Raw genomic sequence first — 13,812 nt, forward strand, 5'->3', positions numbered from 1 at the left:
TTCAGTCCGACTCCACCGACATCAGACAGCAGACCAGCGCCCGCTTGACGTAACGCTTGATGGTAATCTCCGACACCGCCAGACGCTCGGCAATCTCGCGATACTTCAGGCCCTCGAGCTGGGACATCAGAAACGCCTGCCTGACCGGCTGCGGCAGTTCATCGAGGGCGGCATCAATCTCGCACAGGGCATCCAGCAGCTGCTGTCGGTGCTCCGGTGATGGCGCCTCCGGCTCCGGCATGGAGGCCAGCGCCTGCAGGTAGGCCTGCTCCAGATCGCGACGCCGCCAGTGGTTGATCACCAGCGCACGGGCAATGTGCGAGAGATAGGCCCTTGGCTCCCGGATCACGGCGCCCTCACGATCCCGCAGCAGCACCCGGGTGAAGGTATCCTGGGCAAGATCGGCGGCGGTTTCCGAGCAGTCCAGCCGCCGTTTCAGCCAGGTACGCAGCCAGCTGTGATGAGTGTGGTAAAGACGGCAAACGTCTGTGGGCTCAGCGATGTTCGTGCCTGACAATGGACGCTCCTGACACCGGGTAACCGGGGCAACCAGCGCCCCAACAAATGATAATTGTTCGCATTCTAGAGCTTCACCGGAGAGAAACGCAAACCCGAGACAGCCAACCTCCCTTCACGCAAAGACCTTGACGTGCCGTCACACCGACCGGAAAAGCGGTGATCAAGCCGACCGACAGGCCAAAAAAAACCTCCAGTTGATGGAGGTTTTCAGTCGTAGCCGCAAAGGCGCGGCTAGATCACAAAGCCAGCCTCAGAACGGGATATCATCATCAAAATCGTCCACCGGCTCCGGCATGCTGCTCTGCTGTTGTTGTGGAGAATGCTGCGGAGAATGCTGCGGAGACGGTTGCGGAGGATGCTGCTGAGATTGCTGTTGCGGTGGCTGCTGGCTGTAACCGCCAGACTGCCCCTGGTAACCGCCACCCTGCTGCTGCGGTGCCGGCTGGTTGTAGGACTGCTGCTGCGGACGACCCGCCGGCGCGCCCTGGTTCATGCCGCCACCGTCGCCGCCGCGGCTGTCGAGCATCTGCATCTGGCCGTTGATGTCCACCACGATCTCGGTGGTGTAACGGTCCTGGCCATCCTGGCCCTGCCACTTGCGGGTCTGCAGTTTGCCTTCAATGTAAACCTTGGAGCCCTTGCGCAGGTACTGGCCGGCCACTTCGGCAATCTTGCCGAACATCACGATGCGGTGCCATTCGGTCTTGGGCACCAGCTGGCCGGTCTGGCGATCCTTGTAGCTTTCATCGGTTGCCAGGGTCAAGTTGACCACGGCATTGCCGTTCGGGGTGTAGCGGGTTTCCGGGTCCTGCCCCAGATTGCCGATGAGAATTACCTTGTTAACACCACGTGCCATGATTTGCTCCTGAGAATGTCTGGTTTGCAACAGACCATCCCTGGTCTGTCATCAAAGTTCATGTCGAATCTGTCAGGAAGCGTCTGGCCGGACGAAGTCATACTCCGTCAGGCGATCTTCCTCAAACTGGGCGCGATCAACCTTGAGATAGGCCGTATCCGTCCCTTCCAGGATCACCACATCCTGAACACCGGGGAGAGTCCTCAATGCCTTGTCCACCGCGTCCAGTCGGTCCCGGGCCGTTTCCCGCAACTTTAACACGAAACTGGTGGTATAGCTTGGCGCCGGCATGGACAGCGCCAGCAGCAGCCAGACCGCCAATACCGCCACCATCGGCCAGATCACACCGTCGATGCCCCCCCGGGATAGTAGCAGGCCTCCGACCGCACCGCCCACGAATGCCCCCAGGAACTGGGCCGTGGAATACACCCCCATCGCGGTGCCCTTGCTCGCCGCCGGCGATTCCTTGCTGATCAGCGACGGCAGGCTGGCCTCCAGCAGATTGAAGGCCATAAAGAACAGGAACAGCACCCCCCACGCCAGTGCCAGCCCCTCACCGGCGATCGCCAGGCCGGCGGTGGCCAGCGTCAGCAGCAGGATCGCCCCGGCCAGAACCGGTTTCATCTTGCGCTTCTTTTCGCCAATGATAATGAACGGCACCATGGCAAAGAACGACGTCACCATCACCGTCAGATAGAACCACCAGTGGGAGGTCGCCGGCAGTCCGAGGCGGTCCCGCAACAGCACCGGCACCACCAGGAAAATCGCGGTCAGCACCAGGTGCAGGGCGAAGATGCCAAAATCCAGCCGCAACAGGCGGCCATCGGTCAGCACCTGGGACAACATCGCCCGGGCCGGACGGGATTCCACGTCCTGTTGCTGCTGATGGGGATTGGGTACTACTTTATTGACAATCACCAACGCCAGGATGGCCAGGGCCGCCGTCAGGTAGAACAGCCCCGACAGACCAAACGCCGACCCCAGCAGCGGGCCCAGCACCAGCGACACCGAAAACGACAGCCCGATGGAGACCCCCACCGTGGCCATGGCCTTGGTGCGCTGTTCTTCCCGGGTGAGATCGCTGAGCAGCGCCATCAACACACTGGCTATGGCGCCAGCGCCCTGCAGAACCCGACCGGCAATCACACCGTATATGGACTCAGACGCACCGGCGATGATACTGCCGCCGGCAAACAGCACCAGCCCGATGTAAATCATGCGCTTGCGGCCAACCCGGTCAGACAACAGCCCGAACGGCACCTGCAACAGCGCCTGGCTGAGGCCGTAGGCACCAATGGCCAGACCCAGCAGGACCGGGGTGGCAGCGTCCAGATCGCTGCCCAGCAGCACAAACACCGGCAGCACCATGAACAGGCCCAGCATGCGCATGGCGTACACCGAAGCCAACGCGGTTACGGATCGCTTTTCCAGGGCATTCATACAGCAGGGATTCCTCGGTTCCAGTGTCGGACGGGGCCGGAACCGGCATCGGGCCTGCTCCGCTCCGGCTCGCCGGAAAGCGCGCATTGTAGCAGAACGGTCTGCCACGGGCATTGCGCCCGAGCCGGCGGATCACGGTATACTTTCGCTTTTATTTTGCCAGGGGGTGTTATGGATCATATCCAAGTTAAAGGGGCCCGAACCCACAACCTGAAGAACATCGACCTGGAGATGCCACGGGACAAACTGATCGTCATTACCGGTCTGTCCGGTTCCGGCAAATCCTCCCTGGCGTTCGACACCCTCTATGCCGAGGGCCAGCGGCGTTATGTGGAATCGCTGTCCACCTACGCCCGTCAGTTCCTGTCGATGATGGAAAAACCCGACGTCGACCACATCGAGGGGCTGTCACCGGCCATTTCCATCGAGCAGAAGTCCACCTCCCACAATCCGCGTTCCACCGTGGGCACCATCACCGAGATCTACGATTACCTGCGGCTGCTGTTTGCCCGCGCCGGTGAACCCCGCTGCCCGGACCACGACCTGCCACTGGAAGCCCAGACCGTCAGCCAGATGGTGGACCAGGTGATGGCCTTCCCCGAAGGCAGCAAACTGATGATCCTGGCGCCGGTGATCCGCGACCGCAAAGGCGAGCACCTGCAAGTGATCGAAACCATGAAGAGTCAGGGTTTCATTCGCCTGCGGGTCGATGGCGCCGTCTACGACATCGACGAGGTACCGGTGCTGGACAAAAAGCGCAAGCACCGCATCGATGTGGTGGTGGATCGCTTCAAGGTCAAGGCGGGTCTGGAACAGCGTCTGGCGGAAAGCTTCGAGACCGCGCTGGAGCTGGCCGACGGCATTGCCCTGGTGGCCCCGATGGACGCCGAGTCGGCCGACAACCACGAAGAACACACCTTCTCGGCCCGCTACGCCTGTACCCAGTGCGGTTACGCCCTCAGCGAGCTGGAGCCACGGATCTTCTCCTTCAACAACCCGGCCGGCGCCTGCCCCACCTGTGATGGCCTTGGGGTCAAGCAGTTCTTCGACCCGGAAAAGATCATCCAGCACCCGGAAGCCACCCTGGCCGAAGGCGCCATCAAGGGCTGGGACCGGCGGGCGGTGTACTACTTCCAGTTGCTCAGCAGCGTCGCCGACCACTACGACGTCGACATGGACACGCCGTTCGTCGATCTGCCGGATGACTTCAAGAAGGTGGTGTTGAATGGTTCTGGCAAGGAAGAGATCAGCTTCCGCTACGTCAATTCCCGTGGCCACGTGATGGAAAAGTCCCATCCCTTCGAAGGCATCCTGCCCAACCTGGAGCGACGCTACCGGGAGACCGATTCCCAAAGCATGCGCGAGGAGCTGGCCCGCAACCTCAGCCAGCAACCCTGCAAGGACTGCCACGGCACCCGCCTGCGTCGCAGTGCGCGCCACGTTTTCCTCGAAGAACGCAATCTGCCGGCCATTACCCAGCTGCCGGTGGGAGAGGCACACGACTATTTTGAACAACTGGCACTGCCTGGCCGCAAGGGCGAGATCGCCGAAAAGATCCTCAAGGAAGTGCGGGAACGGCTGAAGTTCCTGGTCAACGTGGGTCTGGAGTACCTCACCCTGGAACGCAGCGCTGACACCCTGTCTGGCGGTGAAGCCCAGCGTATCCGCCTGGCCAGCCAGATCGGCGCCGGTCTGGTGGGAGTCATGTACATTCTGGATGAGCCATCCATCGGCCTGCACCAGCGCGACAACGATCGCCTGCTGGCAACCCTCACCCACCTGCGGGATCTGGGCAACACCGTCATCGTGGTGGAACACGATGAGGACGCCATCCGCGCCGCCGACCATGTCATCGACATCGGCCCGGGCGCCGGCGTCCATGGTGGCCAGGTGATCGCACAGGGTACCCCGGAGCAGATCATCGCCAGCGAAGCGTCACTGACCGGCCAGTACCTGTGTGGCAGTCGCGAGATTGCGGTGCCACAGCAACGTCAGAGTGGCAACGGCAAGCAGCTGACGCTGTCCGGAGCCAGAGGCAACAATCTGAAAGATGTCACCCTCAGCATTCCGCTGGGGGTGATGACCTGCGTGACCGGGGTGTCCGGGTCAGGCAAGTCCACCCTGATCAACGGCACCCTCTACCCGGTGGCCGCGGCCAAACTCAACAAGGCCACCAGCCTGAACCACGCCCCCTATGGCAAGCTCACAGGGCTCGACCAGCTCGATAAAGTCATCGACATCGACCAGAGCCCCATCGGGCGCACTCCACGCTCCAACCCGGCAACCTACACCGGGCTGTTTACCCCGATCCGGGAGCTGTTCGCCGGCACCCAGGAAGCCCGTTCCCGGGGCTACAAGCCTGGCCGCTTCAGCTTCAACGTCAAGGGTGGTCGCTGTGAAGCCTGTCAGGGCGATGGGGTGATCAAGGTGGAGATGCACTTCCTGCCGGACGTCTACGTGCCCTGCGACATCTGCAAGGGCAAGCGTTACAACCGCGAGACACTGGAAGTGCGCTACAAAGGCAAGAACATCCACGAAGTGCTGGAAATGACGGTAGAGGAAGGCCGCGAGTTCTTTGACGCGGTGCCGTTCCTGGCCCGCAAGCTGCAGACCCTGATCGACGTGGGCCTGTCCTACATTCGCCTGGGCCAGAGCGCGGTCACCCTGTCCGGCGGCGAGGCCCAGCGGGTCAAACTGGCGAAGGAGCTGTCCAAACGGGACACCGGCAAGACCCTGTACATCCTCGACGAGCCGACCACCGGCCTGCATTTCTACGACATCCAGCAGTTGCTGAATGTCCTGCAACGCCTGCGCGACCACGGCAACACCATCGTGGTGATCGAGCACAACCTGGATGTCATCAAAACCGCCGACTGGATCGTCGACCTGGGTCCGGAAGGCGGCTCCGGTGGCGGCCAGATCATCGCCGAAGGCACACCGGAAACCGTGGCTCAAAGCCCGGTTTCACACACCGGCCGCTACCTCAAGCCGATGCTCACCAAAGCCGAGCCCGAGATCGCCTGACCCGCAAGGACAGTCGGCTCAGGCCCTAAAAAAGGGACGGAACTCAGTTCCGTCCCCCGGGCATCACGCTGGCGCGGACGTCAGTCTGATTTCAGCTGCAACGAGGTGAGGGTCCGCTCCCGAACGCTGTTCAGCAGGGCCTCGTCGTCGACCAGGGACTGGCCGTAAGAAGGCACCAGTTCGCGCATGCGCTCCTGCCACTCCGGTGTCTGCATCTTGTCGGCGAAGCAGCGTTCCAGCACGTTGATCATGGCGTTGGCGGCGGTGGAGGCCCCGGGCGAGGCGCCCAGCAGGGCTGCCAGAGAGCCGTCCTTGGAGGCCACGATCTCGGTGCCGAACTCCAGTTTGCCGCGACCATCAGCGGATTTCTTGATGATCTGAACCCGCTGGCCGGCGTCCTGCAGCTTCCAGTTCTTTTCCAGGGCATCGGGGAAGAAGTTACGCAGTGCCTCAACGCGCTCACCGTGGGTCTGGAACACTTCCTTGATCAGGTAGCGGGTCAGGTCCATGTTGGTCTTGCTGACCGACAGCATCGGCATCAGGTTGTTGGGTTTGACCGATCCGAACAGGTCAAACACCGAGCCCTGTTTCAGGAAGCGGGTGGTAAAGCCCGCAAACGGCCCAAACAGCAACGCCGGTTCACCGTTGATGATGCGGGTGTCCAGGTGCGGTACCGACATCGGCGGAGCACCAATCGGCGCCTTGCCGTAAACCTTGGAATGATGCTTGGCGACCACTTCCGGGTTCTGACACACCAGCCACTGGCCGCTGACCGGGAAGCCGCCGTAGCCACGGGCTTCCTCGATTCCGGATTTCTGCAGCAGCGGCAGCGCGCCACCACCCGCACCGAGGAACACAAAGCCGGCTTCCAGCTTGGTCATCTCGCCGGTGTTCTGATCCCGCACCCGCACTTTCCAGCGACCGTTGTCACGCTGAGCCAGGTAGTGCACCGGGCTGTTGAGCATCAGCTCAAAATTGGGCTGGGTCTCCAGGTACTCGACCATGGAGCGGGTCAGCGAGCCGAAATCCACATCCGAGCCATGCTTGATCCGCGTGGCCGCCACCTTCTGCATCGGATCGCGGTTCTGCACGATCAGCGGCATCCACTCTTTCAGCTCATCGGGAGATTCGGTGTATTCCATTTCCCGGAACAGGTGGTGGGCCTTGAGTTTCTCGAAGCGGCGCTTGAGGAAGGCCACGCCGTCCTCACCCCAGACAAAGCTCTGGTGTGGGGTACGGTTGATGAAGGAAGACGGCTCGGGAAGAATGCCCTGCTCCACCAGGTAGGACCACAACTGGAGTGAGACTTCAAACTGGGCATTGATGGCGAGGGCCCGGTCGATGGTCACATCGCCGTCGGCGGTCTCGGGGGTGTAATTGAGTTCACAGTAACCGGCGTGTCCGGTACCAGCGTTATTCCAACCGTCGGTGCTTTCATGGGCAACGTGATCGAGACGTTCCACCATGACGATATCCAGGGACGGGTCGAGTTGCCTGAGCATCATGCCGAGGGTAGCGCTCATGACGCCACCGCCGACCAGCACTACATCTGCCTGTCTTGCGGCCATTGGCTTATCACCTTAACAAGTTTTCGAACCTGTAGGCCCCCGGGGGGTAGCTGGGGAGCCAGACACGGAGCTTTGGTACGGCTCCTGCAAAATTTGCGCTAATTATCCCGATTTTTACGGGAATAATAAATTGAATATCTGAACTGGACCGATCCGCAGCTACCCGCAAGGCCGGCTGCCGCCGAACAGACCCTGGCCGGGGCGGTCGCAAAGGAATAGAATCGCGGCCGATCTTTCCAGAATACTCCGGGAGCCTCCGCTTCACTCCGCATCTCTTCAGAGCGCAGCCATCGGCCATTCAGAGGTGATCCGGAGTGAAGCAGCCGCTCCCCCGACCGTGGATCACATTATGTCGTTACTGGATCTCCTGCTGATCGGCCTTGCCGTACTCGCCCTCGCCGGCGTCATCTTCGAAGAAGTCACCCACGTCAACAAAGCCAAGGTGACACTGTTCTTCGGGACCCTGTCCTGGATACTGATGTTTCTGTTCAGCGCTGGCGAGGCGGAAACCGAGACCATCGCTGCGGGCCTGTCCGAAAGTGTCGCGGAAATCGCCAGCCTGTGGCTGTTCCTGGTGGCGGCAATGACGTTTGTTGCCTACCTCAACAAGAAGGGCCTGATCGAGAACGTGGTTTACCTGATCATGCCCGCGCGGGTATCAGAGCGTCGATTATTATTCCTGACCGGTTTATTTTGCTTCATCTTCTCATCTCTGGCAGACAACATCACTGCGACCTTAGTGTCCTGTTCGCTGATCCTGACTCTCAATCTGGAACTGAAAAAACGTATCCAGTTCATCACCCTGGTGGTGTTTGCGGTCAACTCCGGCGGGGTCGCACTGATCACCGGTGACGTCACCACGCTGATGATCTTCCTCGCAGGCAAGGTGGAGATCCTCACACTTCTTACTCTCGCCCTGCCCGCGTCGATCACCGTATTTCTGCTGGCGGTGTTCCTGTCCCGTGGCCTCGATGGCACCGTGGTGCTGGAGCCCCGGATGAACTCGGTGCGACCGGTGGACGCGGTAATCAGCGTGCTGTTCCTGTGCACCATCATCGGCACCATCACCGGCAACTCGCTGTTTGGCATTCCCCCGGTGCTGACCTTCCTGTTCGGTCTGTCGGTGATGTTCCTGGTTTCCCGGTTCATGAGCGACGACAACGATCTGGACCCGATCCTGGAATACGTCCGCAGCATCGAATTCGAGACCCTGCTGTTCTTCCTCGGCATCCTGCTGCTGGTGGGCAGCCTCAAGGAAATCCATGCTCTCGATTCCCTGGTTGCAGTCTATGAGCTGATGCCACCGCTGGCGGCGAACTATCTGATGGGGGCGTTCTCCGCCATCATCGACAACGTCCCACTGACCGCAGCACTGCTGAAAGCCGGTATCGAAATGTCCCCGGCGGAATGGATGGGCCTGACCTACGCCGTCGGTGTTGGCGGGTCGCTGCTGGTGATCGGTTCCGCCGCCGGGATTGTCGCCATGAGCAAAATCCCGGGGCTGACCTTCTCCAGCTACTTGCGGTATCTTGGCCACCTCTTCGCAGCGTATACCCTGGGCTACGCCGGGGTATACCTGCTGGGCAACGTACTCAACTGAGGTTTTTCAATGCTACTGGCAATCACCGCGATTCTGGCCGGACTGGTCCTGCTGGTCTGGAGCGCAGACCGATTCGTTGACGGCGCAGCCGCGACTGCACAGCACCTGGGTATGCCGACCCTGCTGATCGGCATGGTCATCATCGGTTTCGGTACCTCGGCCCCGGAGCTGGCGGTCTCTGCCATGGCGGCCTCCGACGGCAACCCCGGTCTCGCCCTGGGCAACGCCTACGGCTCCAACATCACCAACATCGCCCTGATTGTCGGCCTGGTGGCCATCGTCAGCCCCATTGCCATGCACTCCCAGGTACTGCGCAAGGAACTGCCGCTGCTGCTGGGGCTGTGCGCCATTGCCGGTGTGCAACTGATTGACGGCGAACTCACCCGCCTCGATGGCTGGGTGTTGCTGGCGGTATTCACCGCGGTGATGGGCTGGTCCATCGTCCAGGGCATCCGTGGCAAGGGCGACCCCCTCGGTGGTGAGACCGAGGCCGAGCTCAGCGAGCAGCCGATGTCCCTGAAGGTGGCACTGCTGTGGCTGTTCGCCGGCTTGGTGCTGCTGATCGTGAGCTCGCGGATGCTGGTCTGGGGGGCCGTCAGCGTGGCCCAGAGCCTGGGAGTAAGCGACCTGGTGATTGGCCTGACTATCGTTGCCATCGGCACCTCACTGCCGGAACTGGCCTCGTCAATTGCGGCGGTGAAGAAGAACGAGCACGACCTGATCCTGGGCAACATTCTGGGTTCCGGGATTTTCAACACCCTTGCGGTGGTGGGGCTGGCCGCCACCATCCACCCGCTGACCGTGGACATGGAAGTGCTGTACCGGGACTGGACAGTCATGACCGCCCTGACTGCGGCGCTGATCTTCATGGGATTGCGGGTATTCAGTTCGGAGCGCAGCATCAGCCGCCTGGAAGGCAGCCTGCTGCTGGCCACCTACATCGGCTATACCGGTTACCTGGTGTCCACCGTGATCGTCTGATCCCGGCCAGACCTTCCCCCTCGTATCAGCCAGCTGGGGCGCTCGACCTGGTGTCCCGTCTGGCTGCTTCATCGCCAGACACCAAAGGCGAGCAGTAACAGAAGCGAAAAATCAGAGGGCGTAGAGCGCGGAGAGAAAAGCGGGAAAAAACCACCATCCCTGGTGGCAGTTGGCGTCCGGCCACAGTAAGCGCGCCCCTCCCGGGAGAGGAGCCGAGCACGACAACAATGCAGTTGCTGAACGGCCCTTACGGTAACGGTGGCCGGTGACCGTTTTGTGACAGTCAGGCGCCCTCGGCACGAAACTCCATGGCGATGGAGTTCAGGCAATAACGCTGACCGGTGGGCGGCGGACCATCGGGAAACACGTGCCCCAGATGGCTGTCGCAGCGGGGACAGCGGATTTCGGTGCGGACCATGCCCAGGGTGTGATCCTCCAGACAACGGATGTGCTTCGGATCGTAAGGCTGGAAGAAGCTTGGCCAGCCGGTACCGGAATCAAACTTGGCGTTGGAACTGAACAGCGGCAAGTCACACAGCCGGCAGTGGTAGGCCCCCGCCGTCTTGTTGTCCAGCAACGTGCCGCAGAAGGGCCGCTCGGTGCCATGGTCCAGCAACACCGACTTCTCCTCGTCGGTGAGGCCTTCGGCCAGGCGCGCGATCTCGGCCTCGCTCAGGGGGGTCAGGTCGTAGCCTGCAGAGGAAGTGGTCATACCAGTCTCCTTGGTTGATGACACCGTTTATTGATGACGCTTTGTGTGATGAAACTGGGTGAACCCCGGGTCAGTCCTGAAGGTCCGGTTTGAGCCGGTCGCCGTAGTTCTGCCGCAGTTTCTCCACCTTGGGCCCGGCAACCGCCATGATGTAGGGCTGGTGGGGATTTCGTGCGGCGTAGTCCTGGTGGTAATCCTCCGCCGGATGGAACGTCGCCAGCGGCTCCAGTGTGGTCACAATGGGATCGGGGTAGACATCCGCCGCCTGCAGTTGCTCGATGTAGGCGGCCACCACCTGCTTCTGCGCCTCATCGGCATAGAACACCGCCGAGCGGTACTGGGTGCCCTGGTCGTGCCCCTGCCGGTTGAGCTGGGTGGGATCATGCGCCACCGAGAAAAACACCTTCAGCAAGTCTTCGAAGCTGACCCGCTCAGGATCATAGCGGATGTCCACCGCCTCGGCGTGACCGGTCTGGCCGGTACAGACGGCGGTGTAGTTGGCCGTGTCGGCATCGCCGCCGGTGTAGCCGGAAGTGACGCTGAGGACGCCGTCCATCGCCACGAATACGGCTTCTACACACCAGAAGCAGCCGCCAGCCAGAACCAGCCGCTGTTCACCGGTGCCGGGATCGGCCAGGCGCTGCTGCGGGTCCGGAAAACGGCTCCGGGGCACATTCATACCGGGAATGGAACAGGATGTGGTCATAACGGCCTCGTCTTCGTCGTTGGTTTGTATCAGGGTTTACAGTGAGGGACAGCAGGAAGCCAATACGCTGACCGCCATCACCGGGGATCACCACAACAGCCCACCCACTGCCGCACTCAACGGCGCCAACAGCCAGACCGGCTGACGCCAGACCGCCAGTGCCAGCCACAGCAGCAGCACCGCCGCAAGATCTGCCGGTGACCATACCGCCGCAGTCCACACCGGGTCGTACAGTACCGCCAGCAGCAGCCCCACCACGCCAGCGTTGACACCCGCCAGCGCCGAACGGGCGGCGGCATGGTGTCGCAACAGTGACCACAGGGGAAGACCCGCGAATACCAGCAAAGTTCCGGGCAGGAACACCGCCACCAGCGCCACCACCGCCCCATCCACGCCATTGACGCTGGCGCCGAGGAAAGCCGAGAAGGTGAACAGCGGTCCCGGCACCGCCTGGGCAGCGCCATAGCCAGCCAGAAAGCTGTCAGCGGACATTGCGCCGGAAGCCACAAACCCCTCCTGCAGCCATGGCAACACCACATGTCCACCACCAAAAACCAGGGCGCCGGCCCGGTACAGTTCCGCCGCCAGCCACGCCAGCGAGCCCTGGCTCCAGGGCAGCAGCGACAGCACCAGCAATCCCAGGAACACCACCAGGAAGCGCCAGGGGCGACGCTGCTCGCGCACCAACGGTTCGGAGTCGGTACCCACACCGGGGAAACGGCAGCCAACGCCCACCAGCGCAGCCGCTGCCAGCGCCACCAGTTGCAGCCAGAGGCCGCCGCTGGCCAGCAGTACCGCGGCGACTGCCAGCGCCAGACTCTGGCGGGCACGATCCGGACACAGGTTCCGCCCCATCTGCCAGACCGCCTGAGCCACAACGGCCACCACCAGCAGTTTGAGACCGTGGACCCAGCCGCTGGCCCCGGCGTCCGGCCAGGCAGCCAGGCCAAAGGCAAACAGCGCCATCAGCAACGCCGATGGCAGGGTAAACCCCAGCCAGGCCAGCGCCGCCCCCCGGTAGCCCCGCTGAAGGTAGCCGATGGCCAGTCCCACCTGGCTGGACGCCGGCCCCGGCAGCAGCTGACACAGCGCCACCACCTCGGCGTAGCGGGCATCCGTCAGCCAGCCCCGGCGTTTGACAAACTCATCATGAAAATACCCGAGATGGGCCGCCGGCCCGCCGAACGACGTCAGCCCCAGACGCAGGAACACCCGCCACAGCAGGCCAGCGGAGACCGGTGGAGTGGACACTTCTGACATATCGATTTCCCTTGCTGCAGTGGCCATTGATGACAGGAACGGTTGCATCCGCCCCGGAGGCATCCATACTTACCAGAGAATCTTTGCGGAGGCATGATGCCAGAAACCGTCGAGGAGCTGCCATGACGGCCCGAGCGCCCACACACCTGTCACCGGACGATCTGCTGGCCTATCGTCTGAGCCAGCGGCTGGGGCCGGTGCATGCCCGTCAACGGCTGGGCATCGAGCAGGAGTACGAGGCCCGGGTGTTCGGCCAGGATCACCACTCCTTTCACCTGGAAAACTGGACGTCCGCTCCGGCCCTGATTCGCACCTGTCTGCGGTTGTCCGGCCTGCTCCATCGTGGCCAGGACAACAGCCGCAACCTGCGGGTGGTCGACCACAGCTTCCGGGTAGCGGGACTGCCCGCCGCCTTCGACGGCTTCCGCATCCTCCACCTGACCGATCTCCACGTCGACATGGACGAGCTCAACCTGAAGCAGGTGATCGGACTGATCCGGGAGGTGGACTACGACCTCTGCGTTCTCACCGGCGACTACCGCAAGCTCACCTGGGGCCCCATTGACGCCGCCCTTGATGGCATGGACAGGTTACGCCGGGCCATCCGCGGCACGCCGCTGGCGGTGCTGGGCAACCACGACAGCATCCGCATGCTGCCAGCCCTGGAGGATCAGGGTTACCGCCTGCTGTTGAACGAGAGCACGGTGATCGAACGCAACGGCCAGGCGCTGTACATCGCCGGCGTGGACGACGCCCATTTCTACAAGGTCCACAACCTGCACAAGGCCGGTGACGACATCCCCGCCGAGGCCACCAGCCTGTTGCTCAGCCACACCCCGGAGATCTGGCGGGAAGCCGCCCATGCCGGCTATCGCCTGTTCCTCTGCGGCCACACCCACGGCGGCCAGATCTGCCTGCCCGGCGGCATTCCGGTCACCCTGGACTCAGACTGCCCCCGGGCCCTCGGCCGCGGGCACTGGCAGCACAACGGCATGCAGGGCTACACTTCCCCCGGCTGCGGCACCTCGGTGGTGAACGTGCGACTCAACTGCCCGCCGGAAATCACCCGCCACACCCTGCTGTGCAGCAGCGCCTGACCTGTCACCCAACAACCACACCAGTTTTTTTCAACCGGACAGGCAGCGA

Annotated in this window: 11 protein-coding genes; 4 read left to right on the forward strand and 7 right to left on the reverse strand. The window is 62.3% G+C overall.

Going from position 1 to position 13,812, the window contains the following annotated elements; translation table 11 throughout:
* Nucleotide 1: 1 nt before the first annotated feature.
* The 3 genes from J2887_RS17610 to J2887_RS17620 all read right to left on the reverse strand — a co-directional run bounded on the left by J2887_RS17610 (nt 2) and on the right by J2887_RS17620 (nt 2,815).
* The gene (locus J2887_RS17610) at nt 2–517 is read right to left on the reverse strand and encodes a sigma-70 family RNA polymerase sigma factor (RefSeq protein WP_227172447.1); all 516 of its coding nucleotides are present in this window, start codon (nt 515–517) and stop codon (nt 2–4) included.
* Nucleotides 518–769: 252 nt separating this feature from the next.
* Nucleotides 770–1,375 (reverse strand): single-stranded DNA-binding protein, encoded by a 606-nt coding sequence (gene ssb / locus J2887_RS17615; protein WP_324197225.1) that lies wholly within the window; start codon nt 1,373–1,375, stop codon nt 770–772.
* Nucleotides 1,376–1,447: 72 nt separating this feature from the next.
* Nucleotides 1,448–2,815: an MFS transporter gene (locus J2887_RS17620; protein WP_227172448.1), complete on the reverse strand. Its 1,368-nt coding sequence runs from the start codon at nt 2,813–2,815 to the stop codon at nt 1,448–1,450.
* Nucleotides 2,816–2,986: 171 nt separating this feature from the next.
* Between J2887_RS17620 and uvrA the strand changes: the two genes are divergently transcribed.
* Nucleotides 2,987–5,839 carry an excinuclease ABC subunit UvrA gene (uvrA, locus tag J2887_RS17625; protein WP_227172449.1) on the forward strand — a complete coding sequence of 951 codons (2,853 nt, stop codon included), beginning with the start codon at nt 2,987–2,989 and terminating at the stop codon, nt 5,837–5,839.
* Nucleotides 5,840–5,919: 80 nt separating this feature from the next.
* Here uvrA and mqo read toward each other — a convergent pair whose 3' ends face one another.
* Nucleotides 5,920–7,407 carry a malate dehydrogenase (quinone) gene (mqo, locus tag J2887_RS17630; protein WP_227172450.1) on the reverse strand — a complete coding sequence of 496 codons (1,488 nt, stop codon included), beginning with the start codon at nt 7,405–7,407 and terminating at the stop codon, nt 5,920–5,922.
* A gap of 349 nt (nt 7,408–7,756) precedes the next feature.
* On the opposite strand from mqo, the gene nhaD reads away from it, so the two are divergent.
* Nucleotides 7,757–9,007 carry a sodium:proton antiporter NhaD gene (gene nhaD, locus J2887_RS17635; protein WP_227172451.1) on the forward strand — a complete coding sequence of 417 codons (1,251 nt, stop codon included), beginning with the start codon at nt 7,757–7,759 and terminating at the stop codon, nt 9,005–9,007.
* A 9-nt stretch (nt 9,008–9,016) separates the two neighbouring features.
* Nucleotides 9,017–9,988 carry a calcium/sodium antiporter gene (locus J2887_RS17640; RefSeq protein ID WP_227172452.1) on the forward strand — a complete coding sequence of 324 codons (972 nt, stop codon included), beginning with the start codon at nt 9,017–9,019 and terminating at the stop codon, nt 9,986–9,988.
* 283 nt (nt 9,989–10,271) lie between these two features.
* Here J2887_RS17640 and msrB read toward each other — a convergent pair whose 3' ends face one another.
* The 3 genes from msrB to chrA all read right to left on the reverse strand — a co-directional run bounded on the left by msrB (nt 10,272) and on the right by chrA (nt 12,666).
* Entirely contained in the window at nt 10,272–10,700 is a 429-nt protein-coding gene (msrB, locus tag J2887_RS17645; protein WP_227172453.1) for a peptide-methionine (R)-S-oxide reductase MsrB, read from the reverse strand.
* A 70-nt stretch (nt 10,701–10,770) separates the two neighbouring features.
* On the reverse strand, nt 10,771–11,406 hold the full coding sequence (gene msrA, locus J2887_RS17650; RefSeq protein WP_227172454.1) for a peptide-methionine (S)-S-oxide reductase MsrA: 636 nt from the start codon (nt 11,404–11,406) through the stop codon (nt 10,771–10,773).
* Nucleotides 11,407–11,493: 87 nt separating this feature from the next.
* Entirely contained in the window at nt 11,494–12,666 is a 1,173-nt protein-coding gene (gene chrA / locus J2887_RS17655) for a chromate efflux transporter (protein ID WP_227172455.1), read from the reverse strand.
* Between the two features lie 122 nt (nt 12,667–12,788).
* Between chrA and J2887_RS17660 the strand changes: the two genes are divergently transcribed.
* Nucleotides 12,789–13,763 (forward strand): metallophosphoesterase, encoded by a 975-nt coding sequence (locus J2887_RS17660; RefSeq protein WP_227172456.1) that lies wholly within the window; start codon nt 12,789–12,791, stop codon nt 13,761–13,763.
* Nucleotides 13,764–13,812: the final 49 nt, after the last annotated feature.

Origin of the sequence: Marinobacter sp. CA1, assembly GCF_020546665.1 — a bacterium.
GTDB lineage: Bacteria > Pseudomonadota > Gammaproteobacteria > Pseudomonadales > Oleiphilaceae > Marinobacter > Marinobacter xestospongiae.